Source organism: Synechococcus sp. CBW1006, from assembly GCF_015840525.1.
In the GTDB taxonomy this organism is placed as follows: domain Bacteria; phylum Cyanobacteriota; class Cyanobacteriia; order PCC-6307; family Cyanobiaceae; genus CBW1002.
The window spans coordinates 2783449-2809818 of record NZ_CP060396.1; the positions used below are offsets into that span (position 1 = coordinate 2783449).

Genomic DNA, 26370 nt, shown 5'->3' on the forward strand with positions numbered 1-26370 from the left:
TCAGAAGCGGATATTGATCATCGAGCGCAGATAGAACAGGGGCCGGGTGGTGATGGCGTCGCCCATGTCGCACTCGCGGCAGGCAGGGATGTTGACGTTCTTGCCGTAATCGCTGTTCTGGATCAGGTTGCCGATGCCGGGGGTGATGGTCCAGCCCACCTCGCGCAGCGGTTGCCAGCTGACCGACACATTGAGGTTGCGGCCGGTCCATTCGGTGATCAGGTTCAGCTGATCGGTCACGGCCAGAGCCACGGAGCCGATCGGATAGAACCGGCCCCATTCGGTGCCCTTGAGAAAGGCATCGCGGGTGCGTTCCGGGGAGCAGGCGGTGAACCAGCAGCCGGCATCCTTGGCGCTCTGGATCTGGGCGCTGATCACCTGATCCAGGGGGCGGAACTGGCCGTTGCCGGCCCCCACGGTGAGGTAGAGATCGGGGAACCAGCGCACCGAGTCATCGAAGGGATCGGTGGGTGGCGCGTTGAGCTGGATGCGATGGGAGAGCACCCCGAAGGCACTCTTGGGCCGGTCGGCGAAGGTGTTGCGGGAGCCACCCCAGCGGATCAGGCCTTCGGCGCCGAGCTTGAGGGCGGTGTTGGGGCCGAAGTTGCGGCTGATGGCGAAACCGGTCTGGTTGCCATTGAGGAAATTGTCGTTCTGGGCGGCGCGGATGGTGTTCTGGGTGAGCTGGGTGATCAGCACCGACACGGCCCGATCGGGATCGCCGAAGCCGATGTAGGAATCCATCACGGCTTCGGCGGCGTTGCGCAGGGAATCGAGGGTGATGGTGGGGTACTTGATGCACTGCTTCGATTCGATCGTGCAATCGGAGCCGGAAAACCCCACGCCGGCCATCAGCCCCTTGGGCCCGAAGGCCATGGGCACGATCGTGCTGATCGAGGGATACCAGCGATCCCCGCGGTAGAGATCGCGGAAGCCGCCGTAGGTGGGCAGGGTGGGGGCTGCGGCCACGGGGATGGGCTCCGGTTTCGGTTCGCCGGCGATCGAGCCATCGGGCAGCACCTCGATGTGCTCGCCAGCCGCCACCGGCTGCCAGGCCGGAGCGGCGGGTGCTGCAGCCGCCGCTGCCGCTGCAGCGGGTTCCGTCGCTGTGGTGTCCGCTGCCTGAGGCGCCACCGGCACGGCTTCCCAGCGCAGGCCGCTGGTCACGGGGGGAGGCGGGCCGGGCATGGGCTGCCAGACCAGCTGGGCCCGGGAGGGCAGAGCCAGGGCCACGGCGCCCAGCGCAAGGGCGCGCAAGGCGAGGGGCAGGGCCCGCTGCAGCAGGGATGGCAGCATTTCAGTACCCCACCGGTGCCCCATCTCAGCGATCGATCCAGCTGATCAGCCGCTGGCCGGCGCGGCGCAGGGAGCGGACAGGGGCTCGGCGCGGCGCAGCGGCCGCCGTGGTCCCCTCCTCCCCCCCTTCCGCAGCAGACGCGGTGGCGCCGTAGTAGGCCGCGGCGGTGAGGGTGTCGTAGCCGCCATAGCCGTAACGCCCATAGCCGTAACGCCCGTAGCCGTAGCCGTAGCGGCTGCCGGCCTCGCTGCGCTGCTTCACGGCGTTGGTCACCAGGCCCAGCAGGGGCACACCGGCACTGCGGATGCGGGCGATCGCTTCACGGGGAAGGTCGCGATCCACCTTCTCGAGGCTGACCAGCAGCAGCAGGCCATCGAGATGTTCCGCCACCAGGGCGGCATCGGCCAGGCCCAGCACCGGCGGGGTGTCGTAGAGGATCAGATCGAAGCGATCCGAGGCGGCCAGGTCTTCGATCAGCTGGCGCATGCGGGCGGAGCTGAGCAGGCGAGCGGGATCGGGGGGGCGGCGGCCCGCCGTGATCACCTGCCAGTTGTCGTGGCCCGGCACCGGCCGAAGAAGGGAGCTCCAGTCGGCGGTGTCGCCGGTGAGCAGGTGGCTGAGGCCGAGCAGGTTGTCGAGCCCGAGGCGGGTGTGCAGCTGCGGCTTGCGCAGGTCGGCATCCACCAGCAGCACCCGCTGGCCCAGCTCGGCCAGGGTCTTGGCGAGCAGCACGTTCACCAGGCTCTTGCCTTCGGCCGGCAGGGAACTGGTGAGGGCGAGGGAGCGCAGTGGTTGGTCTGTGTTGAGGAAGCGGAGGCTGGTGAAGAGGTTGCGGAAGGCCTCCTGGTAGAAGAAGCGCTGATAGCCGAGCTGCTTGCTGTCAGCGGCGCCCTTTGCGGCTGGGACTGCTGCAGCGGATGGGGCGGCGGCGGAGCCCGTGGCGCTGGCCGGAACGATTTCCTCGAGCATGAAGCGGCTGTCTTCGCGCACGCCGCGGAACAGGGGGATGTGGGGGATGTGGGCCAGGAGGGGCTCCTGGAGGGTCTCCTTCACCTCGGCCGGGCTGCGGTACACATGATCGAGGCGATCGCGCAGCACCCCCACGCCCGCTCCGGCGGCGGCGGCCAGCAGGGCGGCCTGCAGCAGACCCTTCGACAGGGAGGGCTCCACGGGCACCGGATTCATGCGGGCCGGAGCGATCACCCGCCAGGGAACGGTGCGCTGGGCCAGCTCGAGCCGGAAGTTGGAGCGGGTGCTGCTGAGGCCCGTGAGGTTGTCGAGGGCGAGCTGCAGCCGCTGCTCCAGTTCCTCGTACTCGCGGATCAGCTGGGGCTGGCGGCGGAAGTTGCTGGTGAGGGCCGCCAGCTGGCTCTGGTTGGCGACGCTGGCCTGCCGGTTGAGGGCCAGGGCCGCATCCACGGCCTCCAGCTGGCTGCTGCGCACCTTGCGGTTGAGGCCTTCGCGCCGGGCCTGGAGGCCCTGCACCCGATCGGATTGGGGGGTGAAGCGGGCGCGGGCTTCGGCCAGCTGCTGATCGAGCTGCTGGAGCTGCTCGAGCCAGGGCTGGCTGCTGGCGGCCACCGACAGGCCACTGCCGGAACCGCCGCCGCTGCTGCCGCCCGCAGAACCACCGGAACCGCCGGCGCCGATCGCCTCCTGAAAGCCCTGGGCGGTGAGGGTGCCGTTGCGGATGGCCTGGCTGGTCTTGAGCAGGCGGTTGCGCTGATCTTCCAGGCTGCGGGCCTGGACCTCCAGCGCCAGCATCTCCTGCTTGATCGCCTCGCCTTCGGCGGTGGGTTCGAGCAGGTCGTAGCGCACCCGGAAGGCGGCCCGCTCGGCCTGGAGGCGATTGGCGGTGTCCTGCAGGGCAGGGGCCTGGCGATCGAGGAAGCGGAGGCCTTCCTGGAGCCGTTCCTGGCGTTGCTCGAGCGAATACTGGAGGTAACGGTTGGCCAGATCTTTCAGCAGGGTCTCGTCCTGAACGGGATCACGGCCCGTGAGGCTCACCTTGAGCACCCCCTCGGCACGGCTGTCGCGGTCGATGCCGCCGGTGCGAATGCTGATGCGACCCGCCAGGGCGTCAGAGGAGAGATCGTGGCGTTCGGCCAGGCCCTGGAGCAGGAGGGGGCTGCGCAGCACCTCGATCAGGGTGGGGATGTCGTTGCTGGTGGTGTTGCGGGCGAGGGCCTGAAACGTGGAGGCGGAGCCCGAACCCTGGCCTGACGACGACGACCCCTCGCCGCTGACCGGATCGGTGATCAACAGATCGAAGGACCCCTGGTACACCGGGAACAGCAGCCGCTGCCGCACCGTGAGGCCAGCGGCGATCAGAAACACCACGGCGCTGGTGAGCAGCACCAGGCGGTGGCGGCGGCGCAGGGCGGCGAGGATCTCGCGGGGATTGAGCCCCTCCCGGTCTTGGTCTGCCGGGCTCTCACCGAGCGGCACCAGGGGAAACCCCTGGGGAATGGAGAGGGTGGGCGGGGTGCCACGGGAGGTCAGGTTGGTCATGGCAGCCAGCCTGGCCAGGTCTGACGAAGGGTAGGGACCCCCCCTGGCCGCGGCTAGACGGCCATGGGACACTTCCGGCAGTTTCTGCCTCGACCCGTGCGCCGCATAGCCCTGGCTCTGGCGCTCGCGATGGGCCTGAGTCACCCTGCCTCTGTGCTGGCGCAGGCCGCTGATCGGCTCGAACAGGCAGCCCCGCAGGCCAATCTGCAAGACGACGCCTACATCCTCGGCCCTGGCGATGGCCTGGAGCTGAAGCTGTTCGATGTGCCGGATCTGTCGGGTCCGCTCGATGTGCTCAACGACGGCACCGTGAGCCTGCCGCTGGTGGGCAGTGCGCGGGTGGTGGGGCTCACCCTGTCGCAGGCGCACCAGTGGCTGCTCACCCTGTACCGGGCCCAGCTGCAGCGGCCGGAGCTGCAGCTGCAGGTGGTGCGGCCGCGCCCCCTGCGGATTGCGGTGGTGGGTGAGGTGGAGCGGCCGGGGGTGTACACCCTCACCACCAATGAAACCTCCCAGACCGAAGGGGCGCCGGCCGCGATCAGCGGCCTGCCCACGGTGGTGGATGCGATCCAGAAGGCCGGCGGCATCACCCTGCATGCCGACCTGCGCCAGGTGGCGCTGCAGCGGCGGCTGCCGGGGGAGACACCCAGCTTCAAGCGGGCCTCGCTGAACCTGATGGATCTGGTGATGGCCGGCGATCTGCTGCAGAACCCGCTGCTGTTCGATGGCGACACGATCCGGGTGCCGAAGGCGCAGGAGCCGGTGCCGGAATCGATCGAGCTGGCGGCCACCAACCTGTCGCCTCAGCAGATCAACGTGAATGTGATCGGTGAGGTGAAGAGCCCGGGCCGGATCCCGCTGCCGGCCAACACCCCCCTGGTGCAGGCGGTGCTGGCGGCGGGGGGGCTGGAGACCTGGCGAGGCAAGAAGAGCGACATCCAGCTGGTGCGGCTGAACCGCAACGGCACCGCCACCCGTGAGCGTTTCAACCTGGATCTGAGCCAGGGCGCCTCGAATCCGAAGAACCCGCCCCTGCGCGACAACGACACCGTGATCGTGAGCCGCAGCTCCCTGGCGGTGCTCTCCGATGCGATCGGCGCGGTGAGCACGCCGGTGTCGGGGCTGGTGAATGTGTGGAGCCTGTTCCGGCTGATCTCCGATACCAACAACTGAGTGGGGCAACCGAGTGGGGCCAATCACCGGCCGGTTTCGGCTCACCTGGGTGTTGCGTGAGGAGCTGGCGATCGGGCCGGGGCCCTGGGCGGATCGCCATCTGCTGCGGCTGCAGCAGGAGGGGATCCGTGGCGTGCTCAGCCTCTGCGCCTGGGAGGAGCTGCCGCCGCCGGCCGGGCTGCGTGAGCAGTTCCACACCCGGCGGGTGGTGCTGCCGGATCACCGCGCCGGCCGCTGGCCACGGCCGGAGGACCTGGAGCAGGCCCTGGCGGCCCTGGCCGACCTGGCGGCGCTGGGGCCGGTGTTTGTGCACTGTGTGGCGGCCCGGGAGCGTTCGCCGCTGGTGTGTCTGGCCTGGCTGATGCGGCACAGGGGCCTGAGCCTGCAGCAGGGGCTGGATTACCTGCTGCAGGTGCACCCGGGAACCAGCCCGTTGCCGCAGCAGCTGCAGGCCCTCACCGGCCTTTTTGAGGCGTGATCGCTAGCACTTGCCTGCGGTTTGCCGTATATTCATTCTATGGCCGCCTCCGGGAGGTTAAGGGTCAGACGGCTGGTGTTAATCAGGTCGGCCCATTATGCAGATGATGCATAGTTGCGTCATCTGCATAGGTTTTGCGTTATCTTTGTCTCTCCAGCTCTGAGATTCAGCAGCACGCTGGAAGGTCAGCATCACACTCGAAGGATCTGTGGCGCTACCGGGAGCTGTTCGCGATCCTGGCCTGGCGCGACATCACCGTGCGCTACAAGCAGACCGTGATCGGGGTGGCCTGGGCGCTGATCCGGCCGTTCCTCACGATGCTGGTGTTCTCAGCGCTGTTGCCCTGGCAGTTCTTCAGCACGCCGCTGAGCAGCTGCTCCGACAGCCTGATCTCCAATGCCAATCTGCTCACCAAGGTGTATATCCCACGGCTGATTGTGCCGGCGGCGGCGGTGCCGTTTCTGGTTCAGTTCGGCTTGTATGTGAGCCCGGTGGGGTTTTCCAGCGCGATCGTGCCCGCCAAGCGGATGTGATCTGACTGCACCATCATCCATCGGGCCAGCTTGCGGGAGCTCCAGGACGCCGTCCTGGTACGCGCGCTGGTGCAGGACGATCCAGACCAAGCCAGTGCCGCGAGCGCCCTGCTGGAGCGGCCGGCATTGGTGCCGATCCTGATCGAGCGGATGAGTGCTTGAACCCAAGCCAGCCGAGACAGCCACCGCTATGTTGGTCATCTAACCAACCCTCCACAAGATGCGCAGTCTCAACGTGGCGCAGGCCAAAGCGCAGCTTTCGGCCCTCTTAGTTGCCGTGGAATCAGGTGAAGACGTGGAGATCACCCGGCGAGGGATCCCCGTGGCCCGGCTCACCCGGGCGGCCGATCAGCCTTCGGCGGGCTTTGATCTGGAAGCTTTTTTGGCTGCCACCAGAGCCCAACCCCTGCACAAAGGAATTGATGCGGCGACCTTGCTGGAGGAGCTGCGGGAGGGGGCTCGCTATTGAGGCGCCTTTACCTCGACACCTCCCTGCTGGTGGCGGCTCTGGTGCACGAAGCAGGCACTGCTACGGCCGTGAGTTTTTTGCAAGCCCACGCCAAGCAGCCGTTGCTGATCTCGCCCTGGGTGGCCACGGAACTGGCATCTGCTTTGGCTTTGCAGGTGCGCCGTGGCGCGATCACTCCGCAGGAATCCCAGGAAGCCTGGCAGCGGTTTGGGGTGTTGCGTGAGCAACGCCTAAACACCCTGCCGCTGGCAGCCGAGGATTTTGAGGCCGCCGCCCGGCTCTGTCTGACCCAAGCGCCGCCTCTGCGGGCAGGGGATGCCCTGCATCTGGCTCTCTGCCAACGGCTGAACCTGCAACTGGCCAGCTTTGACCGCGGCCTGTGCAAGGCCGCTGCCCATCACCAGGTCGCTCACGAGCAGCTCCTGATCTGAGCAAGCCCGAAGGAACCACTCAGCCTCCTGCCCTTACAAGCGACCCAACCACCATCCCCTGCACCCCTTGACCATCGCTCCTCACGCCGCTGATCCTCAATGCCAGTGCCTGGTTCACCGGCCAGCCGCCTCAGATGTTGGGTGAGTGGAGCCTGGCGGTGGGCGGAATCGAACGGCTGAGTGCTTGAGGCCTCCGCTCAGCGCAGGATGGTCGTACCGCTGGAGTGTTAGGCCGCCCTCACGGGTCTGCTCCCTTTACTTCCATTCGAGTTTGAGTGGGATGACAACAAATGCCAACGAACCCTCCAAGATCGTGGTTTCGACTTCGGGTTCGCGTCGCAGGCCTTCTCCGACCCCGAGGCCTTCAGAGAACGCGATACTCGGCTTGAGCACGGCGAAGATCGGGTTCGTCTCTACGGACAGATCCAGAAGAAGTTCGTTGTTGTCTTCTATATCGAGCGGCAAGGTCGCCTCAGGATCATCTCGACGCGAAGAGCCAACTCTCGGGAGATACAGGCGCACAGACAACGGCGTACTAATGCGTCTGATGCCTGACGGCAGCTGGGAATCAATCACACCACCGATGCCGAGATTGAGCGACAGGAGATTGCCGATCTGGTGGAGGATGCACAGGAGCTGGAAGCTGGAAGCTTGAAGGCTTTGGCTGCTCGCCTGCAGGTGAGTCCCTCCTCCGTTAGACGCTGGCGCCGGGGGCGCGTGATGCCCTCGATTGCTCATCAACAGCGCTTGACGTGCTTGTTTGCGGCCCAGTAAGCGCTGCTTTGGCTGTTTCTGAACCTTTGACTCTTCCGGATCAGCTACGGAGCATGCGCCAGTCGGTGGATGCCGAGACAGGCGCCATCCTCTCAAGCAGCAACGTCCTTTGGGTCTGGGTGACTGACCAATCAGCCCCCGGCCAAGAGCACACCAGATCTGGTGTCTCCAACCCCCAAATTTTGTAGCCTCCTGGAGGTGCTTCCCCCTGAGCCATCAGGCTGACCGGGCCCGGCCCAGGCCGAGCAGGCGGCAGCGCTGATCGATGCCAGTGCCGCCTGTTTTGTGCCGATCACCGTGGCTCTGGAGCTAGAACGGGTGCTGCGCGGGGCCTACAAACTGTCTCGTGAGGCCGTGATCACAGCCTTTGAGGGTCTGCTGGCCATCCGCCATCTCCATCTGGAGCAGGAAGAGCTCGTGAAACGAGGCACCTCGCCCGCAGCGAGTGCTGTGGTGCGAGGAGACCTTCATGACGCGGACTCGATACCCCGTGACGCTGGATGGCGACACTCTTTTGCGTGACGCCCTCGCAGACGGCGAGACGTTCTGAAGTGGCGACTGCTCTCTGGCGCTTGCAGCGGGACTGCCACCTCGACCATCCGGTCTACGACTGCCTGTATCTCGCCCTGGCCCGGCGGGAAGCGGCCGTGCTGCTCACGGCTGATCAACGCCTGCAGTAGCTGGCTGGCCTGGTGCTCCCCTGAGTTGGTGGCCGACGTGATCGTGAGAGTGGAAACATCAGCCAAGCGTTTCTGCCGCAGTCTTTTCGAGTTCTGACCTGCGCCGCCAGCCCGCCCCCCACGACCTGCAGCCACGCCCCCTTGAACCACAGCGCCATCAGACCACAACCTTCGCGGCTTCCAGCACCCCTGCACAGACTGCTCGACCCCTTCCTGAGCCAGGAGCCAGCGGCCCTGCTGATCCGCAAGACGGCGCGGCAGCAATGGCGGCTGATTGCCCTAAACCTGGGCAGCAGTGTGGTGGAAGCTTTCAGTGAAGGGGCGACGCTGGGGGTGGTGTTCCTGGCGGTGGAGGTGCTGTCGGCACCGGCTGGTTCGCCGTTCAACTGGAGCAGCAGCCCGCTGCTGAGTTGGTGGCCGGCAGCGGCGCAATGGCTCAGTGGCCTGCCGCCCATGGCGTTGTTTGTGAGCCTGCTGAGTCTGGCGGTGCTTCTGCAGGCCCTGCAGAGCCTCACTCGCTTTCTCAACCTGGTGAGCGTGGGCTATTTCGCGGCCCGGTGCCGGGCACTGGTCACGGCGCGGATCCACAGCCAGGTGCTGAGCCTCAGCTTTCCCTGCGCCAGCGGCTACAAGGTGGGCGACCTCACCGACTACGCCGGCCAAGGGCCTGAGGCCATTCGCCTGCAGATCGAGCTGACCAGCGGTTTCGTGGTGGCATTCCTGCTGATCGCCACCTATCTGGCGGTGCTGGTGGGCATCTCCCCCTGGCTGCTGCTTGCGGTGGTGGTGATGGCCGGCCTGATCACGCTGCTGCAGAAGCAACTGTTGCCGCGCATCCGCCAGGGCTCGAAGGCGGTGACCCAGGCTCAGGTGGCAATCAGCACCCGCATCACGGAAGACTTCCAGGGCTTGCGACTGCTGCACAGCAGTGGCCAACTTGAGGTGGCCGATCAGCGCCTGAGTAGTTGCATGGGCGAGCTGGAACGCCAGCTGCGAGGCCAGACCCGGCGACTGGCGGTGGTGGGGCCGTTCTCCGCCATTCTGCCGATCCTGGCGATCGCCCTGATCGCTGCCCTCAGTCTGCTGCTGTTCGGGGGGCGCAGCACCGGCGTGCTGCCCAGCCTGGTCACCTTTGTGCTGGCACTGCAGCGCCTCAACACACGCCTGAGCGGGCTGGCCGGCACCTCTAACCAGCTCGCCGACAACAGTGGGCGACTGGAACGTCTCAACCAGATCCTCTCGCCACAAGGCAAGCAGTTCCGCCGCCTGGGCGGCACGCCGTTCGCCTCGCTGGAGCAGGAGATTCGTTTCGAGGGGGTGGGATTCCGCTATGCCCCAGAGCTCCCCGCCGCCCTTGAGGATGTCTGCTTCTGCCTGCCCAAGGGGCAGATGCTGGCGCTGGTGGGGCCAAGCGGTGCCGGGAAAAGCTCCATTGCCGATCTGCTGGTGGGGCTCTACGCACCCACAGCAGGACAGATCCTGATCGATGACACGCCCCTGGAGCAGCTGAAGCTGGCCAGCTGGCAACAGCGGCTCGGGGTGGTGAGCCAGGACACGTTTCTGTTCAATGCCAGCTTGGCCGAGAACATCGCCTTCGGAACCCCGGGCGCGACTCGCTGCCAGATTGAAGTTGCCTGCCAGGCAGCGCAGGCGGCGGGTTTCATTGAAAGCCTGCCCCAGGGCTATGACACCCTCGTTGGCGAACGTGGCTACCGGCTCAGCGGAGGCCAGAGGCAGAGAATTTCCCTGGCTCGTGCAATTCTTCGTTCTCCGGAGCTCCTCATCCTCGATGAAGCCACCAGCGCGCTGGATTCCCAGAGCGAGCGCCTCGTGCAGGAGGCCCTTGAGCGCTTCGAGCGGGGCCACACGGTGCTGGTGATCGCCCACCGGCTCAGCACGATCGTGCGGGCCGATCAGATCCTGGTGCTGGATCACGGCCAGGTGGTGGAACGTGGCAGCCACGCCAGTCTGCTGGCCAAGGGTGGGCTCTATCGGGATCTGTGGCAGCAACAATCCCAGGCTGCGCAGACTGCCCTTACCTGAATTCTGATGCCCTTCAACTCCAACTCCCGCATCCTGATCACCGGTGGAACGGGCAGCTTTGGCAAGGCGTTCATCGCCGAAACCCTGCGCCGCTTCCCCGATATCCAGCGGCTGGTGGTGTATAGCCGCGACGAGCTCAAGCAATGGGAGCTTCAGAAGCTGTATCCTTTACAGCAATCTCCGCAGTCGTGCTTGTTCCTGGGCGACGTACGTGACCGTAGATATTCAGCAAGGAACGAACTGTTCACTTATCAGAATTTGACCGCAATAAATGAACCATGGAGCAGTATCTGTCCAAGGCGATGGCCCAAGGGTGGTCTTTGGAGCTCACCAGCGTGATCGAAGCAGTTGGGAGACACTGGTGTTTGCTTCGGCCTGGGATCTACCACACTGAACTCCTCACGGGTCATGTCGAAGTTCGGAAACCACCAAGTAACTTGTGTCAAAGTGACGAAGCACTATTCGCTCATGAGTTTGAGCGCCAATGGGGTCCATGTGAGGCAGTAGCCCTCGATCACCTCACAGTTTTGGGAGAGACCTGGCTGCAGTGGCGCTGGTACAGGATTGTGGATGGCTACAGGCCCTGCCACGGTCCACGTCGCAGGAAGCGCGGGCGGCTGAAGGATCTGGCCCAGCTGCGCCACCCAGCCCAGCGGATTGACGAAGCACTATGGGTTCATGATGACTGGAGCGGCAATTATTTTCATTGGCTCACCGACGTATTGCCAAAGTTGCAGGCATGGCAGGAGAGCGGAGCGAGCTGCCGAACTGTGCTCTTACCCCAGGCCCTCCTGAACCGCCACTATGTGAGAGACAGTTTGCAGATTCTGGGATTTAGACCGATTGCCTGGACCAGCCTACGGTTAGAGATTAGCAGGCTTATTGTGATCAGTACCACTGCACCCACAGGAAATTACAGGAAACACTTATTGCAACGGCTACAAAGGCGACTATTGGCACCGAGTTCTGCTCCAAAGATGCGCAAGATCTATGTAAGCAGAGGGGATGCTAGTAAACGTTTTTTGCTGAATGAGGCAGACCTTATCCCATTGCTTCAATGTCATGGGATAGAGTTCGTCACCCTGCAAGGGCTTAGCCTTAGGGAGCAAATTGAGATGTTTAGTCATTGCACGTTATTAGTAGGCCTCCACGGAGCAGGTCTCGCTAACATGCTCTACATGCCATCAGGCAGTGATGTGGTTGAAATCAGAAGAGATCAAGACTGTATCGGAAATTGCTATTTCTCAATGGCAAGTGCCCTCTTAATTAGGTAGCAAGCTCCGTCAGAGACCTTCCAGCACTTAGGCTGATACGCATGTACCGGTCGGGATCGCTATGGCCATGAATCGGATCCAGTTCCAGCCGAGTCTTTCTCTGCCTCAGTTCATAGAGCTCTACGGCACAGAGGAGAAGTGTGAGGCCGCCCTTGAGCAAGCGCGCTGGCCAGATGGCTTTCGTTGCCCACGTTGTCACACTCAGGAGCATGGGATCATCCATGGCCGGCGCCATAAGCGCTACCAGTGCCGGAACTGCCGCCATCAGGCAACCCTCACGGCCGGTACCATCATGGAGGCGACCAAGTTACCCCTGACGACCTGGTTCCTCGCTTTCTATTTGGTGGGCCAGGCCAAGACTGGCATTTCTTCCCTCGCTCTGATGCGCCATCTCGGGGTGAACTACCGAACAGCATGGCTGGTTCACAACAAGATCATGCAGGCGATGAGCGAGCGGGAGGAGTCCTATGTCCTGCGGGGAATGGTGCAGGTGGATGATGCCTACCTTGGCGGAGAACGATGTGGTGGCAAGGCCGGAAGGGGATCGGAGAACAAGGTGCCGATCGTGGCGGCCGTCTCTCTCGATGATGCGGGCCATCCCCGGCACGTGAAGCTTGCCACCGTGGCCACGTTCTCCTTTGCTGCCATCGCTGACTGGGCTCAGGATTCACTGGCGATTGGATGTGAGGTGATCTCTGACGGGCTGGCCTGCTTCCGTGCCGTGGCAGAAGTCGGTTGCATTCATCACGCTGTGGTCACCAAGGGTCGCCATCCCAACGAACTGCCTGAATTCCGCTGGATCAACACGGTACTCAGCAACCTGAAAACCAGTTTCAGCGGAACATTCCATGCTCTGAGATTCGATAAATACGCAGACCGCTACCTGGGCGCCTTCAATTACCGTTTCAACCGGCGCTTCGACTTGGGAGAGATGACCGAGCGGGTGGTTCATGCCATCTGCAGTTGCACCGCACGGCCGGAGCACCTCCTGAGGAGCGCGGAGTTTGCTACCTAATCAAGAGTGCCCTTGACAGGGCACCTCGAAAAATTAGCTGTTTCCCAGTGTTCTGCAGGCATGCAAAAAGCCGCCAATGGCGGCAGGCAGCAGAATTTTGTATCGGCGACTGAGCTTTTTACTGAGCTATCGGATACTCCTTCGAGGATTCATGCCACCACTGGTGCATGGCTGATGCGCTGAAGATAGCGAAGGAAGTTGAAGGCCAGATTCTTGAGCCCCCACCATGCCTCGTTCCTTGCCAGCCCAATCTTTCGCGTCAGCTTCCCACCCATTGACATTGTCATGCAGCCGAAGACATGCTCCACACAAGCTCTAATGGCTGACTTGACGCGATTAAGGTCCTTGGCGGCGGCGCTGAGCGGGTGATTGCGAGCGCCCTTATCGTGGATCAAGCTTTCGAAGCGCCCCAAGCTCAGCAGATCTTCAAAGCACTCACCTGAATAAGCTGAGTCTGCCCAGACATAATCATGTTCATTCTCCGGATCCAGCAGCCGTGGAAGCATCTGACTGTCATGAATATTGGCAGGTGTAATAGCATATCGGCGGATAAAGCCATGGTCGACGTCAATGCAGATGCTGTTCTTCTAACCGAAGTAGTTGATGCCGTTCTTTTTAACCCAGCGAGCGTCTAGATCCTTCTGCCGCAGGCGATCTGGGTTTTCTTCCCAGCCTTCCGGCAGCCTACCAGCTTTGATTTCCTTGTTCTCGTCACGGGTGTTGCGCTGTTTGGGAACAGGTACGAGAGTCGCATCAATAATCTGACCACCACGGGCTTGGAGTCCCTGTGAGCGGAGGTATGCCTCGAACATCTCGAAGAGCTCCTCAATCACTCCTGCTTTGCGCAGCCTCTCCCTGAACAAGGCGACTGTGGTTGCGTCAGGAATGTTGTTCATCACACCCAGTCCCACAAACTCCTCAAAGGAACGCCTGTCATTCACCTGGAACTCAAGCTCGTCATCGCTGAGGTTAAATAGCTGCTGGAGAACAAGCATCTTGAAAAGGATCAGCGGATCAATCCGCTTACGCCCTGCATTGCTCTTGCGATCCTGCGCGTATCCTTGGTCAAGTATCGGCTGGAATTTATCCCATGGGATCGAATCAGACAGCCGCTTGAGAACCGGCTTCTTCTCCTGGAGCTTTGCGACCCTTTGCTGTTCGTCCCAAAAACCTCTTTGGCCCACCGCTGGCATACAGTCTGACTTCCTGATTCTATCGCTATTTCATCGTAATCAACCAGCTTGCTGATTTTTCGAGGTGCCCGACATTAGATACTCGTATTGCCTAGCTGAAGACGTCTCGGGACAAGATAATACTGATGCGGCAGAGCTAGTGCTGAACGCAAGCCAGATTGATCGTCTTATTGGTATCTGCTCTAATTTTAGTTAGCATTGACTTGTAATGACAGTTCTGATATTTACGAATTACGGGAATCCTGCCTATTTACAGCGCACTCTAAGACAAGCAACAAAGAGCAATCCTGGCATTCCGAAAATTCTTATTGGAGATAAGTATAATCAGCTAGTTGCCAAGAATGCAGGATGGTCACACGTTGACTTGGGTGATTTGCGATCGGCAAAAAGGAATGAATTTAATGCCTTGTTCTATTGGGTACAAGGAAACCAGCATAATCCCGTCAAGGGGGGCAGAGATTGGCTGAGGTATGTCTCGGAAAGATTCTTTGCTGTTGAGTAATATATTCGGCAAGAGGGTATATCTTGTTTTTGGCATTTTGATTCAGATACTATGATCATGCATGATTTGACTCGGTATACACAGCCTATCTTGGCAGAAGGCGTTGGCTGTACAACACTTTGCAACGACTCATGTCCCAGTGGCCTCATCAAGTCCACTGCATTGATTGGATATACCAAAAGCATGATCAACGACTATAGAGACAAGAGCTTTCTTTTGAATCAACAAAAAGAGTTTGACGAAATTAGCCCAAGTTATGCATTCACTGAAATGCGGGCTTTTCTTAGGTTCAGACAGGCAAGTGAGTTGAGAACCCGGTCGCTTTCATCCTTTTTCTCTGATCAAGGAATTTGGTTTGATGACTGCATTTGTCAGTCTCATGGCTTTTCTATGGCTTGGGCTGACAAGGCCAGGCGAAAGATTAAGGATTTATACTGGAAAAATCTGGAAGTATGTGCACTGAGTGAAGATAAGCTAGAGTTCCGTTTTGCAACCTTAAATTGCAGTTGGCTTCCAATTGATGCTTTTGAATGGCTGGAGAGCCCCCTTCAAACGGACAAGAAAGCATTAAATTACTTGTCTTCATATCTTAAATTCAGCATTAGAGAGCGTATTAATTTTGGAATCACTAAAGGCCACCTCGAATAATCAGCTATTCGCAAGGTCTCTGTGGACACGAAAAAGCCGCCGAAGAGGCGGCAGAGCATGAGAGCCTTATATCGTCTATTGACGAGATCTCCTGAACTATGGGAGCTTCTCTGGGAGATTCATGCAACAGTTGCTATATGGGAAGAGCGCTGGAGATAACGAAGGAAGTTGAAGGTCAGGTTCTTGAGGCCCCACCAAGCATCATTCCTTTCTAGCCCAATTTTTCTTGTCAGTTTTCCACCCATGGACATAGTCATGCAGCCGAAGACATGCTCCACACAAGCTCTGATTGACGACTTGACACGATTCAGTTCCTTGGCTTTGTCGCTGAGAGGATGATTGCGAGCACCTTTTTCATGGATCAGGCTTTCGAAGCCACCTAGACTCAGAAGATCCTCAAAGCATTCACCTGAATACGCTGAGTCTGCCCAAACAAAGTCATGTTCGTTTTCTGGATCCAGCAAGCGTGGGAGCAACTGGCTGTCGTGAATGTTGGCAGGAGTGACAGCATATCGGCGGATGAATCCATGGTCAACATCGATACAGATGCTGTTCTTGTAACCGTAGTAACTGATGCCGTTCTTTTTTGTCCAGCGAGCATCTAAATCCTTCTGCTGCAAGCGATCTGGGTTTTCATCCCAGCCCTCCGGCAGCCTCCCGGCTTTGATTTCTTTGTTCTCCTCGCGGGTATTGCGTTGCTTGGGAACCGGAACAAGAGTTGCATCGATGATCTGGCCACCGCGGGCTTGGAGGCCCTGGGAGCGGAGGTATGCCTCAAACATCTCGAAGAGCTCCTCGATAACTTCCGCCTTGCGCAGTCGCTCTCTGAAGAAGGCGACTGTGGTGGCATCAGGAATGCTGTTCATCACACCAAGCCCGACAAACTCCTCAAAGGAGCGCCTGTCATTCACCTGAAATTCAAGCTCTTCATCGCTGAGGTTGAAAAGCTGCTGGAGAACGAGCATCTTGAAAAGGATCAGCGGATCAATCCTCTTGCGCCCTGCATTAGTCTTGCGCTCATGGACATAGCCCTTGTCAAGCAGTGGGCGGAATGAATCCCAAGGGATCGATTCAGAAAGTCGCTGAAGAACCGGCTTCTTCTCCTTGAGCTTTGCGACTCTTTGCTGTTCGTCCCAGAAGCCTCTCTGACCCACTGCAGAATTAGAATGTCATCAATCTAATATTAGCTCAGATTAGGCATATTGCATTGGCTTGTTGATTTATCGAGGTGCCCTAAAGCAAGGCATGGATTGGCAATATCCGCTCGGAATCTATTTAATTTTTGTGGTATGAAATGAGCCATGTCCAGGATCTTAGATCGGTTGCCTCAGTTTCAGTTTCAACTCGTTCAGCATTTGCAGATTATGAAAATGTCAACGCCATGCTGAGTAGGTTGATTCATCATCTACCTTTGCGACTGGAAAAGCGCCAGGCGTGGATCGATCGGCTGATCCCCAGGAGTTTCGGCCAGCTTGGGGAAGATGCGGTGATTGACAACCACCTGGGTTGGCTTGGCCTACCAGCCCACCAGCCTGGTTTCTATCTGGACATCGGCGCGCACCATCCCACCAGTGGTAGTAACACGTTTCGCTTTTACCGAAGAGGTTCACGCGGGATTGCGGTTGACATTGGCGATCGCAAGCAACAGCTCTGGCGTCGGGTACGGCCCAGGGATTGTTTCATCAATGCTGCAGTGGTACCTGATACATGGCCTGATCCCACTGTCACCTTCAACCTGAATGCTGGTTATGGTTCAGGCACAGATCACGTCTCTGGCTACGGCGTGATTCATGCTCAAGCGGAAGCACACCCAGTAATAGTGCCGGCCTTGCGGGCTGGTAATCTTGCGGCCGATGTTATCGCTTGGGAGGGTGGTAGGTGGGCTGCAGCCAGGGCCTATTAGAAGTCTGTCCCAATAGGTCTGGCGGTGGCGCCCCGCCTACGGTGACCTGCGCGGGACCCGCTCTTGACCCTTGGCCTCTGAGCCCGCCGCCAACCCTGCTGCAGCAGGCGATCTGATCAGCTTTCTCCAGGCGCTGCCGGACTGCCGGATGCGCCGCGGCATCCGCTTCCCCCAGTGGTGGATGCTGCTGGTGGCCATCCTGGCGATCCTCAGCGGCCAGGGATCGCTGGTGGGCATGGAGCGTTTTGCAAAGCGCCACCGGCAGACGCTCAACGAGCTGTTGGGCACTGACTTCGGCAAGTCGCCGTCTGACTCCACCTTTCGGCTGCTGCTGGCCCAGCTGGATGTGGCGGGCTTTGAAACCCTCCTGCGTGACTGGATGGCGGCCCAGCCGGGCGTGGCCGAGGGGCTCGACACCCTGGTCTGTGATGGCAAGACGCTGCGGGGCTCCATCGCTGAAAACACCTCTGGCGCAGCGAAGTTCATTGCCCAGGTGAGCCTGTACTCCCAGACGCTGGGCGTGGCGATCGCCCAGACCACCTACGCCACCGATACCGGTGGCGAAATCCAGGCGCTGCGCCAGCTGCTGGAGGCGGTGGAGCTTGAGGGTGTGCTGGTGCAGGCCGACGCGCTACAGGCGAACCGCCCTTTTTCCTCTATCTCGCCCAGCGCGGCGCCGACTTCCTGATCGCCGTCAAACACAGCCGCCGCAAGGGGTTTCGGCTGATCAGAGACCGGCTCACCTATGGCCGGCGAATCCCGTGGCGCACCAGCAGACGGGAAGTGAAACGGGGCCGTGACATCACCTGGACCCTGCGGGCGATGCCCGCACCGGAGTGGGTGGTGGAGCAGTGGCCGGGCAGCGCCACGATCATCGCCGTGCGCAGCCACGGCATCCGTGATGGCAAGCCGACGGATGAGACCCGTTACTACGTCTCGAGTCTGCGAACCGGAGCCAAGGCCCTGTTGCGGCACGTCAGAGACCGGTGGTCGATTGAGAACAGCTGGCACTGGGTGCGCGATGTGGCGCTACGGGAAGACGGCCACCGCTACCGGGAGGACAACGGCGTCCAGATCCTGGCCACCCTCCGCAGCCTGGCGATCAATGCCCTGCGGCTCGATGGGATCTGGTCGATCACCGAGGCCATCGCTGCCCTCGCGCACGACATCAAGGGTCTGCTGAGGCTGCTGGGGTGACAGGAAGCCGCGAAGAAACGGCCATCAGGATGACTTCTAATAGACCCTGGGGCTGCAGCACCTTGGCGGCTGTTGAATCTCGATATAGAAGGCCTTGATGTCGAGGTCTTGCAAGACTTACAACTGTCCTTGCTTCAGCCAGATGTAGTGGCCTTGGAATGCTTTTTGCCGCCCCAGGTGAGCAGTTGGCAGATAATCAGCTGGATTGCTCAAGAGTCAGCTGTTGTTTCCGCGATGTCAGATTGGGGCTATTAGTTGCAATCCATCTGCGGCCGCTTGCGTCCCCTGTGTTGGTGTAAATCCCTGGGGACCTCAACCCCGGCGTAGCCGGGGTTGAGCGCGCACCTCAGACGTTCCGCTCAGCGGCCAGCGTTGCAAGGGGTGGGCAGGCCCGTGACCCTGGTTTGAGCACTACCTCAACCAGACGAACCATGCCCACGTCCAATCGTGCCGCAATTGAGCTGGCGCCGCTACTGGATGGCAGCAGCGCCGGTGAGCTGATCCCCGAGCTGGTGCGCCACGGCCTGCAGCAGCTGATCGAGCTGGAGGTCGCTGCCGTGCTCGGCGCAGAGCGCCATGAGCGCAGCGAGGAGCGGCTCGGCTACCGCAACGGCTACCGGCCGCGCACCCTGGCCACCCAGGTGGGGGACATCGATCTCCGCATCCCCAAACTGCGCTCCGGCAGCCACCTGCCCTCGATCCTGGAGCCGCGCCGCCGTGTGGACCAGGCCCTCTACGGCGTGGTGATGGAGGCCTATGTCGGCGGCATCTCAACGCGCAAGGTCGACGCCCTGGTGGCCGCCCTGGGAGTCCAGAGCGGCATCTCCAAATCTCAGGTGAGCCGCATCTGCGCTGACATCGACATCCAGGTGCAGGCCTTCCTGAACCGCCCCCTTGAGGCCACCGGCTACGCCTACCTGTACCTCGATGCCACCTATCTCCACGGGCGTCTCGGCAAGGCGATGCAGGTCTGCTCCAGGGCTGTGGTGGTGGCCATGGGCGTCAATGCCGATGGTCGCCGCGAGCTGCTCGGCATCAAGGTGGGCGACAGCGAAACCGAGAGCTTCTGGAGCGAGTTCATTGGCTCGCTCAAGGAGCGCGGCCTCACTGGGGTCAAGCTCGTGATCAGCGACGCGCACGTGGGCCTCACCAAGGCGATCCGGCGGATGCTGCAGGGCAGCTGCTGGCAGCGCTGCAGGGTCCATTTCGCCAGAAACCTGCTCCAACGGGTGCCCAAGGCCCACCAAGGCATGGTCACCGCTGCCTTGCGCTCAGTGTTCGCCCAGGAGAAAACGGACGAAATCGAGGCCCGCTGGGACGATCTGGCCAGCTCACTGGTGGATCGCTTCCCCAAGGCTGCTGAGCTCATGCTGCACGCCCGGGAAGACGTGCTCGCCTTCCGTCACTTCCCGCCTCAACACTGGAAAAAGACTTGGAGCACCAACCTGCTCGAGCGCCTCAATGAGGAGATCAAACGCCGCACTCGGGTGGTTGGCATCTTCCCGAATGACGCCTCGATCACCCGCTTGGTGGGGGCTGTGCTGCTGGAGCAGGACGAGCACTGGCAGCTGGAGGGCCGGCGCATGTTCTCCGCCGAGAGCATGGCCGCCATCCCCTCACTGGCGGAGCTGCCCACGCAGCCTTCCTTGCAAGAAGCAGCGGCCTGAGCCTCAGGCCCCAGGAGATCGCGCCGTAGCGCCCCCACAGGGCGCAGCGGCGGCGATCACCGCCCGGGGGCCGGCACCGCAGACGTCACGACCAAGATTGCAGGTGTAGCCCACAACCGATCGGCAATCCAGACGAAAGACTTGACAAGTCAATCGTCTGGATTCATCGTGAAATAACGAGGTGCACATGCGCCTCGAGAATGACAGCCCGTCATTCACCCCTGTTCTCCCTCAGTCCAGGGCAATCGGGCCTCGGGATTTACACCACGCCAAGGGACGCGGCCCTGCGGCCCCACTTTGGTGTTTGTTCGCATTGCCAGCATGCATAAACCGTAGTGAATCCAGCTGTTGCCACCACCATGCATACGATCGCCTGGCGCCGCCCCCACACCCTGCGCCAGGTGATCGGCGCCATCCGGCCGGTTGCGCCCACGTGCCTGTTCGTCGCCTGCGACGGCCCCAACCCCGAGCGCCCCGGCGAAGCTGAGAAGGTGCCCGCCACCCGCGAGGTGATGGCATAGTGAGATCAGTTGTTGCGAAGTAAAATGCCATCACTAAGCCTGCGAGGGTTGTCGGATCAGGCCTATGAGGGCCTGCGGCAGCTCGCCAGCAGCAACCACCGCAGCATGCAGGAGCAGGTGCGGCTCCTCATTGAACGGGAGGTGCGCTACGCCCAGGTGGGTGGGGTGGAGCGGGCCCGGCATTGGCGGTCGCTGCTGGCTGGGCGCCATTTCCCCGATCTGGCCGCCGACATTCGGGCCGACCGCAGCCGCTGAAGCGATGACCGCATCAGCACAGACCCAACTCGATGCTTTTGTGCTCGATTCCTCTGCTCTGCTGAGGCTGTATCTGGCCGATGGTCCATTGCCCCCCTCGGCCGCGTCCCTTTGCGTGGTGTAAAACCCGAGGCCCGAATGCCCTGACTCAGAGGGTGAACAGGGTGGAATGACGGGCTGTCATTCCTGAGGCGCAGATGCACCTCGTTTTTCCACGATGAAATGAGGCGATTGACTTGTCAAGTCTCTCGTCTGATCGCGGCTGTGTTGTGAGCGGCAGGAGTCTTCTATGCAGCCCAGGGGTTACAGCGCCGGCCCCCGGGCGGCGATCGAGGCCGCTGCGCCCTGTGGGGGCGCTGCCACCTCAATCACCTGGGGCCTGCGTCTTGCACCTCTGCGGCGGCGGCGCTGAGCAGGGCCGGCAGATCCTCCAGCTCCGGGATGGCGGCCATGCTCTCGGCTGAGAACATGCGGCGTCCCTCCAGCTGCCAGTGCTCGTGCTGCTCCAGCAATACCGCGCCCACCAGGCGGGTGATCGACGCGTCGTTGGGGAAGATGCCGACGACGCGGGTGCGGCGCTTGATCTCCTCGTTGACCCGCTCCAGCAGGTTGGTGCTCCAGACCTTCTTCCAGTGAGGCTGCGGGAAGTGACGGAAGGCCAGCACGTCCTCTCTGGCCTCGTTCATGAGCTCGGTGGCCTTGGGGAAGCGCTCCGCCAGCGAGGCGGCCAGGTCATCCCAGCGGCTGAGGATCTCTCCGGCATCCTCCTGAGCGAACACCGAGCGCAGGGCGGCGGTGACCATGCCCTGGTGGGCTTTGGGGACGCGCTGGAGAAGGTTGCGGGCGAAGTGGACGCGGCAGCGCTGCCACACACAGCCCTGCAGCTGGCGCCTGATGGCCTTGGTGAGGCCCACGTGGGCGTCGGAGATCACCAGCTTGACGCCAGTCAGGCCGCGCTCTTTGAGCGAGGCGAGGAACTCACTCCAGAAGCCCTCGCTCTCGCTGTCGCCCACCTTGAGGCCCAGCAGCTCACGGCGACCATCGGCGTTGACCCCCATGGCGACGACGACGGCCCTTGAGCAGACCTGCAGGGCCTTGCCCAGCCGGCCGTGGAGGTAGGTGGCATCCAGGTAGACGTAGGCGTAGCCGGACTCCTGCAGGGGCCGGTTCAGAAACGCCTGAACCTGCTCGTCGATGTCCTGGCAGATGCGACTGACCTGGGATTTGGAGATACCGCTCTGGGATCCCAGGGCGGCGACCAGGGCATCCACCTTGCGGGTGGAGACCCCACAGATGTAGGCCTCCATGATCACGCCGTAGAGGGCCTGCTCCACCCGGCGACGGGGCTCGAGGATCGAGGGCAGGAAGCTGCCAGCCCGCAGTTTGGGGATCAGCAGGTCGATGTCGCCTACCTGGGTGGTCAGACTGCGGGGCCGGTAACCGTTGCGATAGCCGAGCCGCTCCTCGGTGCGCTCGTGGCGGTCGGCACCCAGCACGGCAGCGACCTCCAGCTCGATCAGCTGCTGCAGGCCGTAACGGGCCAGCTCGGGGATCAACTCACCGGCAGTGCTGCCATCCAGTAGCGGCGCGAGGTCGGGTGCGGCACAGTAAGTCTTGGGCGTGTGTCACGAGTCAGCAGGTGAAAGCCAAGGCTGATGAAACTGCATCGGGGATGGGAGTGTGGCCTCCCGGGATCGGCCTGCAGGGGCTGGTACCAAACCACCCCGTGCTGCTGCGTTCAAAAGACGTGGTGGTGAGCGACGGGGAAACGGCGGACTGGATCCGTCAGGTGTGCGACGAGAAGGTGAGCGCAAGCGAACCGTTGATGACGCGCCGATATCTATTTCAGACGCTGCCAAAACGGGAGGCGGCCCAAATCTCCTGGATCAGTGTGGACAGAGCCTGTCTATGGACCACACGGCAGCCGGCGTATAGACGGCACGAGCTCATCGCAGGCCCTGATGCGGAACGTGAGAACCTGCCATGGAATGCCAAGGGAACATCCCAAGTGGTCACCACCATGAGGGTCAATACCGATGTCTGTGGCAGGGGCGGAGCAACCCGTAGTAGCGATGATGGGTCTGTAACGGACTCGGAGCCAAGGGGTTGCATCATCCCGTTTGGAGTCTCCCATCAACTGCCTACGGCAGGAGGAATGGGATGACAACAGACAAGCCGCTACCGATTACCAAGGTGATGGTCTGGAAGGCCTATCAACAGGTGAAACGGAACGGACAGGCGGCCGGTGTGGATGGCCAAAGCCTGGACGACTTCAACAAGGATCTGGAGAATAATCTCTACAAACTCTGGAATCGGATGGCATCAGGAAGTTATCTTCCGCCACCAGTTCGGCGTGTGGAGATTCCCAAATCCGGTGGAGGCGTCAGGCCGCTGGGTATCCCGACGGTTGCTGATCGCATCGCACAGATGGTGGTCAAGCAGGTGCTGGAGCCAGAGCTGGAGCTGATCTTTGATCAGGATTCCTACGGCTACAGACCGGGCAAGTCAGCGCATCAGGCAGTAGAGGTCTGCCGTCAGCGCTGCTGGAGGTCCAACTGGGTTCTCGATCTCGACATCAAGGGGTTTTTCGATGCTATCGATCACGACCTGTTGATGCGCGCGATCAAGGCCCATACCTCCGAGCGCTGGGTGGTGCTCTACCTGCAACGATGGCTGCAGGCACCGGTTCTGTTGCCGGATGGCACGCTCCATCCCAGGGACCGGGGCACACCGCAAGGTGGTGTCATCAGTCCACTGCTGGCCAATCTGTTCCTGCACTATGCGTTTGATGTGTGGATGCGCCGGAGCCACCCGGCCATTGCCTTTGAGCGCTATGCAGATGATGTGATCTGTCATTGCCACAGCGAGAAGGAAGCTCGGCGGTTGCTGGAGGCATTGCAGGATCGCTTTGCGTCCTGTGGCCTCCAGCTTCATCCCCAGAAGACCCAGGTGGTCTACTGCAGGGATAGCAACCGCCGGGCACCGTTTGCTGATGTCACGTTCACGTTTCTTGGTTTCGCGTTTCGGCCACGTGTGTCTCGCAATTCTCGCGGAGTCATCTACACAGGCTTTTTGCCGGCAGTGAGTCCGCAGGCTCTCCAGCGTATGCGGGAGAGGATTAGGTCGATAGGGCTTCCATCGCTCGTGTATCTGTCGCTTGAGGAGATCGCTAAAGTGCTGAATCCAGTGATTCGTGGCTGGATTCAGTACTACGGTCGTTTCTATAGGACAGAACTGATCAGGAAGTTGTATCGCTACCTGGATGACAGAATTGCAGCCTGGTTACGGCAGAAGTACAAAAGGCTGCGGGGTCGTCGGCTCCAAAGCTGGCGAGTACTTGCCAGGATCAGGTCTGGACATCGTGATCTGTTCGCGCACTGGCGTCGAGTCAGTGAAGTGGCATGTGGATGATGGGAGCCGTATGACGCGAGAGTGTCACGTACGGTTCTGTGAGCACCTCGGGGGGAAGTTCCCCGGGGTGACTCGACATGGTTCGTCTGGTTGAGGTGGTTCTCGAACCAGGGAAACGGGCCTGCCCACCCCTTGCAACGCCAGCCGCTGGGCCAGCCACCTGAGGTGCGCGGCCCACCCCGGCTACGCCGGGGTGGGGGTGCCGGGGGATTTACACCAAGCCTTGGGACGCCAGCCCCCCCTCATTGGAATTCGCCACGCAACGGGGGTGCAGTGGTGATGCCTTGCTGTTGATTCCCGATTTCTGCCTGCTTGAGTGCACTTCAGTGCTGTTGAAACAGGTGCAGCGCCAGCTGCTCAGCTTGGATGAATGTCGTGCTCTCCTGGCGGATCTGCTGCAGCTGCCGCTTCGGCCCGCCAGTGCCAGCGAACTGGCTGGAGCAGCGCTTGAGCAGGCTATGGCCCTCTCGCTCAGTGTGTATGACGTTAGTTTCCTGGCCCTGGCGCTCAAGCATGACGCACTTTTAATCACGGCAGACAAACAATTGGCCAAGGCTGCTGCTTCCCTTGGTTGTCTCGCGGATGCTGAGCTGGTGCAATGCAGCTGATCCCAGTCAGCATCGGCAACCCTTCTGCATGCACTATCCGCCAGCTGGTCGAGCTGGTGAGCGTGCGCCTGAATCAGTGGCTGCAGCCCAACATCGTTTGATTCATGAACCTGCTTCAGGAGAACGTCCACCAACCATGAGCTTGGACACCCCCCTCCTCCTGATCGCCTGGCGGCGCCCCAACACCCTGCGCCAGGTGATCGACGCCATCCGACTAGTGGCGCCCACGCGGATCTTCGTCGCTTGCGACGGCCCAAACCCCGAACGCCCCGGCGAAGCTGAGAAGGTGGCCGCCACCCGCGCGGTGATCGAACACGAGATCGACTGGCCCTGCCAGATCGAGCGGCTCTACTCCGATGGGAACCAGGGCTGCCGCTTGGGCGTGAGCCGCGCCATCAGCTGGTTTTTCGAGCAGGTGGAGGAGGGCATCATCCTGGAAGACGACTGCGTTCCCCATCCCGATTTCTTCCCCTACTGCACCGAGCTGCTGGAGCGCTACCGCCACGACACGCGGGTGTGGTGCATCAGCGGCAACAACTTCCAGAACGGCCAGTGGCGTGGCGATGGCAGTTATTACTTCAGCCGATATCCACACTGTTGGGGATGGGCAACATGGCGCCGCTGCTGGAGTCACTTCGACAGCGAGCTGACCTCTTGGCCAAATCTCAAAACCTCTGGGTTATTGCAGACAATCTTTGAGCATGAGTCTGAGAGAAAGTTTCGCTCAGATGTAATTGACTCTATTCTTGAAACTGGCAATCCCGATAGCTGGGCTAATCTATGGGCTATGACATGCATGTCAAATAGTGGTCTTGCTGCTCTTCCCAATGTTAATGTTGTTCGGAATGTAGGGTTTGGAGAGGGTGCTACTCACACGGTCGACTCTACCCGTCAGCCTTATAATGCCAATGCTTTGGGCATTATCAATCACCCTCAATTCGTGATTCGCGACTCTATGGCTGATACATATACCTATGTAACTCATTTTGGAGGCGATGTCAGCTCTTCTGCATCCTCTTCTTGGAGTCTTTGCTTTAGAAAAGGTAAGGCAATAATGAGTTCGCTTCTCAGTGGGCTTCGGGCTTCAAGAACGAGGACTGGTTAATAATGAGAAGTCTTTTGCGCTTGTTCGGCAGTCGTGCCTTGGGCATGATTTATCCCGAGGGTAAAGATATTTATCCTAGCCAGTTCAGGCGTGATAAATTTATTTTTATTCACATTCCGAAGTGTGCCGGTTCAAGTTTTCTAGACTCTTATCTCGGCTACCAGCTGGGCCACATACCTGCTAGTGCTTATGCGGCAATGGATCCGAAGCTTTTCCAGGATTCCTTTTCCTGCGCCTTCATACGAAATCCAATTGACCGCTTTAGGTCGGCTTATAATCATATACATACTTGCTCTCTTTGGCCCTATCTGCCACAAAAAGCACAACTAATTGAAAAGGCTGCTTCCTCTTTGACTGAATTAGCGGAATCCATTCATTGTTATCCTGAGATCTTGGCAATGGACTGGTTCCGACCACAACATGAGTTCTTGATGGTCCGTGGAAGACTAGGGGTGTCGAGGGTTTTCAAGAGCGAAAAGTATGAGGAGGCAGTTAGTTGGATTTCGGATAATATTGGGATCAGCCTGCACTATGCCAGGGGTGAAGTTAATGTGCGTAGCAAGAAAGGCCTCATTCACAATTCCCAGAATATTTCGAATGATGGCATTGAAAACCTTCGAAATGTCTATTGGAAAGACTTTACTCTTTTTGGTTATTTCTAGCTCGCACCTTGTTGGGAGCC

31 protein-coding genes are annotated in these 26370 nt (G+C 60.7%); 25 read left to right on the forward strand and 6 right to left on the reverse strand.

Annotated features, from left to right (window positions below):
• Both H8F26_RS13585 and H8F26_RS19985 read right to left on the reverse strand, forming a co-directional pair.
• Positions 1-1296 (reverse strand): hypothetical protein, encoded by a 1296-nt coding sequence (locus H8F26_RS13585; RefSeq protein WP_197154740.1) that lies wholly within the window; start codon positions 1294-1296, stop codon positions 1-3.
• 25 nt (positions 1297-1321) lie between these two features.
• A complete protein-coding gene (locus H8F26_RS19985; RefSeq protein WP_197154747.1) occupies positions 1322-3808 on the reverse strand; it encodes a polysaccharide biosynthesis tyrosine autokinase in 2487 nt (828 codons plus the stop codon).
• A gap of 63 nt (positions 3809-3871) precedes the next feature.
• Between H8F26_RS19985 and H8F26_RS13595 the strand changes: the two genes are divergently transcribed.
• From H8F26_RS13595 to H8F26_RS13655, 14 genes are all read left to right on the forward strand, one after another.
• On the forward strand, positions 3872-4981 hold the full coding sequence (locus H8F26_RS13595; RefSeq protein WP_197154748.1) for a polysaccharide biosynthesis/export family protein: 1110 nt from the start codon (positions 3872-3874) through the stop codon (positions 4979-4981).
• Between the two features lie 13 nt (positions 4982-4994).
• Positions 4995-5459, forward strand: a complete 465-nt coding sequence (locus tag H8F26_RS13600) for a dual specificity protein phosphatase family protein (RefSeq protein WP_197154749.1) — start codon at positions 4995-4997, stop codon at positions 5457-5459.
• Positions 5460-5593: 134 nt separating this feature from the next.
• Positions 5594-5992: an ABC transporter permease gene (locus H8F26_RS13605; RefSeq protein WP_231605211.1), complete on the forward strand. Its 399-nt coding sequence runs from the start codon at positions 5594-5596 to the stop codon at positions 5990-5992.
• Between the two features lie 30 nt (positions 5993-6022).
• Positions 6023-6154, forward strand: a complete 132-nt coding sequence (locus H8F26_RS19920; protein WP_255518571.1) for a hypothetical protein — start codon at positions 6023-6025, stop codon at positions 6152-6154.
• 58 nt (positions 6155-6212) lie between these two features.
• Positions 6213-6461: a type II toxin-antitoxin system Phd/YefM family antitoxin gene (locus H8F26_RS13610; protein ID WP_197154750.1), complete on the forward strand. Its 249-nt coding sequence runs from the start codon at positions 6213-6215 to the stop codon at positions 6459-6461.
• Complete coding sequence (locus tag H8F26_RS13615; RefSeq protein ID WP_197154754.1) at positions 6458-6892, forward strand: type II toxin-antitoxin system VapC family toxin; 435 nt, start codon at positions 6458-6460, stop codon at positions 6890-6892. The genes H8F26_RS13610 and H8F26_RS13615 overlap by 4 nt, the downstream gene beginning before the upstream one ends.
• 246 nt (positions 6893-7138) lie before the next feature.
• Positions 7139-7447 carry a BrnT family toxin gene (locus H8F26_RS20220; RefSeq protein ID WP_197159212.1) on the forward strand — a complete coding sequence of 103 codons (309 nt, stop codon included), beginning with the start codon at positions 7139-7141 and terminating at the stop codon, positions 7445-7447.
• A 123-nt stretch (positions 7448-7570) separates the two neighbouring features.
• A complete protein-coding gene (locus tag H8F26_RS20225) occupies positions 7571-7666 on the forward strand; it encodes a hypothetical protein (protein WP_370594707.1) in 96 nt (31 codons plus the stop codon).
• Positions 7667-7951: 285 nt separating this feature from the next.
• Positions 7952-8188, forward strand: coding sequence for a hypothetical protein (locus tag H8F26_RS13630; RefSeq protein ID WP_197154758.1), 237 nt, complete (start codon positions 7952-7954; stop codon positions 8186-8188).
• Positions 8189-8217: 29 nt separating this feature from the next.
• Positions 8218-8346: a hypothetical protein gene (locus H8F26_RS19925; protein WP_255518572.1), complete on the forward strand. Its 129-nt coding sequence runs from the start codon at positions 8218-8220 to the stop codon at positions 8344-8346.
• A gap of 141 nt (positions 8347-8487) precedes the next feature.
• Positions 8488-10389, forward strand: coding sequence for an ABC transporter ATP-binding protein (locus H8F26_RS13640; protein WP_231605214.1), 1902 nt, complete (start codon positions 8488-8490; stop codon positions 10387-10389).
• 6 nt (positions 10390-10395) lie between these two features.
• Positions 10396-10728, forward strand: coding sequence for a polysaccharide biosynthesis protein (locus H8F26_RS19525; protein WP_231605215.1), 333 nt, complete (start codon positions 10396-10398; stop codon positions 10726-10728).
• The gene (locus H8F26_RS20230; RefSeq protein ID WP_370594708.1) at positions 10692-11663 is read left to right on the forward strand and encodes a DUF563 domain-containing protein; all 972 of its coding nucleotides are present in this window, start codon (positions 10692-10694) and stop codon (positions 11661-11663) included. The genes H8F26_RS19525 and H8F26_RS20230 overlap by 37 nt, the downstream gene beginning before the upstream one ends.
• 61 nt (positions 11664-11724) lie before the next feature.
• Positions 11725-12678, forward strand: a complete 954-nt coding sequence (locus tag H8F26_RS13655; RefSeq protein ID WP_197154761.1) for an IS1595 family transposase — start codon at positions 11725-11727, stop codon at positions 12676-12678.
• Positions 12679-12827: 149 nt separating this feature from the next.
• Here H8F26_RS13655 and H8F26_RS19530 read toward each other — a convergent pair whose 3' ends face one another.
• Both H8F26_RS19530 and H8F26_RS19535 read right to left on the reverse strand, forming a co-directional pair.
• On the reverse strand, positions 12828-13256 hold the full coding sequence (locus H8F26_RS19530) for a transposase (protein ID WP_370594709.1): 429 nt from the start codon (positions 13254-13256) through the stop codon (positions 12828-12830).
• 9 nt (positions 13257-13265) lie between these two features.
• The gene (locus tag H8F26_RS19535; protein WP_231605216.1) at positions 13266-13862 is read right to left on the reverse strand and encodes a transposase; all 597 of its coding nucleotides are present in this window, start codon (positions 13860-13862) and stop codon (positions 13266-13268) included.
• A gap of 568 nt (positions 13863-14430) precedes the next feature.
• On the opposite strand from H8F26_RS19535, the gene H8F26_RS13665 reads away from it, so the two are divergent.
• On the forward strand, positions 14431-15021 hold the full coding sequence (locus H8F26_RS13665; RefSeq protein ID WP_231605217.1) for a hypothetical protein: 591 nt from the start codon (positions 14431-14433) through the stop codon (positions 15019-15021).
• A 119-nt stretch (positions 15022-15140) separates the two neighbouring features.
• On the opposite strand, the gene H8F26_RS13670 is transcribed toward H8F26_RS13665, so the two are convergent.
• Positions 15141-16175: an IS5 family transposase gene (locus H8F26_RS13670; RefSeq protein ID WP_197154765.1), complete on the reverse strand. Its 1035-nt coding sequence runs from the start codon at positions 16173-16175 to the stop codon at positions 15141-15143.
• A gap of 140 nt (positions 16176-16315) precedes the next feature.
• On the opposite strand from H8F26_RS13670, the gene H8F26_RS13675 reads away from it, so the two are divergent.
• The 6 genes from H8F26_RS13675 to H8F26_RS13700 all read left to right on the forward strand — a co-directional run bounded on the left by H8F26_RS13675 (position 16316) and on the right by H8F26_RS13700 (position 20564).
• Positions 16316-16924, forward strand: a complete 609-nt coding sequence (locus H8F26_RS13675; RefSeq protein ID WP_197154767.1) for a hypothetical protein — start codon at positions 16316-16318, stop codon at positions 16922-16924.
• A gap of 70 nt (positions 16925-16994) precedes the next feature.
• Complete coding sequence (locus H8F26_RS19930) at positions 16995-17612, forward strand: ISAs1 family transposase (RefSeq protein WP_197154769.1); 618 nt, start codon at positions 16995-16997, stop codon at positions 17610-17612.
• Positions 17612-18121: an ISAs1 family transposase gene (locus H8F26_RS19935; protein ID WP_255518229.1), complete on the forward strand. Its 510-nt coding sequence runs from the start codon at positions 17612-17614 to the stop codon at positions 18119-18121. Before H8F26_RS19930 ends, H8F26_RS19935 begins: the two co-directional genes overlap by 1 nt.
• A 431-nt stretch (positions 18122-18552) precedes the next feature.
• Positions 18553-19788 carry an IS256 family transposase gene (locus tag H8F26_RS13690; RefSeq protein WP_197154771.1) on the forward strand — a complete coding sequence of 412 codons (1236 nt, stop codon included), beginning with the start codon at positions 18553-18555 and terminating at the stop codon, positions 19786-19788.
• Between the two features lie 359 nt (positions 19789-20147).
• On the forward strand, positions 20148-20309 hold the full coding sequence (locus H8F26_RS13695) for a hypothetical protein (RefSeq protein WP_197154773.1): 162 nt from the start codon (positions 20148-20150) through the stop codon (positions 20307-20309).
• Positions 20310-20357: 48 nt separating this feature from the next.
• The gene (locus H8F26_RS13700) at positions 20358-20564 is read left to right on the forward strand and encodes a hypothetical protein (RefSeq protein ID WP_197154775.1); all 207 of its coding nucleotides are present in this window, start codon (positions 20358-20360) and stop codon (positions 20562-20564) included.
• Between the two features lie 368 nt (positions 20565-20932).
• Here H8F26_RS13700 and H8F26_RS13705 read toward each other — a convergent pair whose 3' ends face one another.
• Positions 20933-22144: an IS256 family transposase gene (locus H8F26_RS13705; protein WP_197158913.1), complete on the reverse strand. Its 1212-nt coding sequence runs from the start codon at positions 22142-22144 to the stop codon at positions 20933-20935.
• A gap of 580 nt (positions 22145-22724) precedes the next feature.
• Between H8F26_RS13705 and ltrA the strand changes: the two genes are divergently transcribed.
• From ltrA to H8F26_RS13725, 4 genes are all read left to right on the forward strand, one after another.
• Positions 22725-23975: a group II intron reverse transcriptase/maturase gene (gene ltrA / locus H8F26_RS13710; RefSeq protein WP_231597922.1), complete on the forward strand. Its 1251-nt coding sequence runs from the start codon at positions 22725-22727 to the stop codon at positions 23973-23975.
• Positions 23976-24259: 284 nt separating this feature from the next.
• Positions 24260-24583 carry a type II toxin-antitoxin system VapC family toxin gene (locus tag H8F26_RS13715; RefSeq protein ID WP_197154776.1) on the forward strand — a complete coding sequence of 108 codons (324 nt, stop codon included), beginning with the start codon at positions 24260-24262 and terminating at the stop codon, positions 24581-24583.
• 136 nt (positions 24584-24719) lie between these two features.
• On the forward strand, positions 24720-25688 hold the full coding sequence (locus H8F26_RS13720; RefSeq protein ID WP_197154778.1) for a glycosyltransferase family 2 protein: 969 nt from the start codon (positions 24720-24722) through the stop codon (positions 25686-25688).
• A gap of 44 nt (positions 25689-25732) precedes the next feature.
• Positions 25733-26350: a sulfotransferase family 2 domain-containing protein gene (locus H8F26_RS13725; protein ID WP_197154786.1), complete on the forward strand. Its 618-nt coding sequence runs from the start codon at positions 25733-25735 to the stop codon at positions 26348-26350.
• The last annotated feature ends 20 nt before the right edge of the window (positions 26351-26370 follow it).

Coding starts and splice junctions, on each gene's coding strand:
- H8F26_RS13610 (WP_197154750.1), top strand. CDS start 6,213: ATGCGCAGTCTCAACGTGGCGCAGGCCAAAGCGCAGCTTTCGGCCCTC.
- H8F26_RS13675 (WP_197154767.1), top strand. CDS start 16,316: ATGAGCCATGTCCAGGATCTTAGATCGGTTGCCTCAGTTTCAGTTTCA.
- H8F26_RS13725 (WP_197154786.1), top strand. CDS start 25,733: ATGATTTATCCCGAGGGTAAAGATATTTATCCTAGCCAGTTCAGGCGT.
- H8F26_RS19525 (WP_231605215.1), top strand. CDS start 10,396: ATGCCCTTCAACTCCAACTCCCGCATCCTGATCACCGGTGGAACGGGC.
- H8F26_RS13690 (WP_197154771.1), top strand. CDS start 18,553: ATGCCCACGTCCAATCGTGCCGCAATTGAGCTGGCGCCGCTACTGGAT.
- ltrA (WP_231597922.1), top strand. CDS start 22,725: ATGACAACAGACAAGCCGCTACCGATTACCAAGGTGATGGTCTGGAAG.
- H8F26_RS13585 (WP_197154740.1), bottom strand. CDS start 1,296: ATGCTGCCATCCCTGCTGCAGCGGGCCCTGCCCCTCGCCTTGCGCGCC.
- H8F26_RS13665 (WP_231605217.1), top strand. CDS start 14,431: ATGCATGATTTGACTCGGTATACACAGCCTATCTTGGCAGAAGGCGTT.
- H8F26_RS13655 (WP_197154761.1), top strand. CDS start 11,725: ATGGCCATGAATCGGATCCAGTTCCAGCCGAGTCTTTCTCTGCCTCAG.
- H8F26_RS19985 (WP_197154747.1), bottom strand. CDS start 3,808: ATGACCAACCTGACCTCCCGTGGCACCCCGCCCACCCTCTCCATTCCC.
- H8F26_RS13695 (WP_197154773.1), top strand. CDS start 20,148: ATGCATACGATCGCCTGGCGCCGCCCCCACACCCTGCGCCAGGTGATC.
- H8F26_RS13595 (WP_197154748.1), top strand. CDS start 3,872: ATGGGACACTTCCGGCAGTTTCTGCCTCGACCCGTGCGCCGCATAGCC.
- H8F26_RS13720 (WP_197154778.1), top strand. CDS start 24,720: ATGAGCTTGGACACCCCCCTCCTCCTGATCGCCTGGCGGCGCCCCAAC.
- H8F26_RS20230 (WP_370594708.1), top strand. CDS start 10,692: ATGGCCCAAGGGTGGTCTTTGGAGCTCACCAGCGTGATCGAAGCAGTT.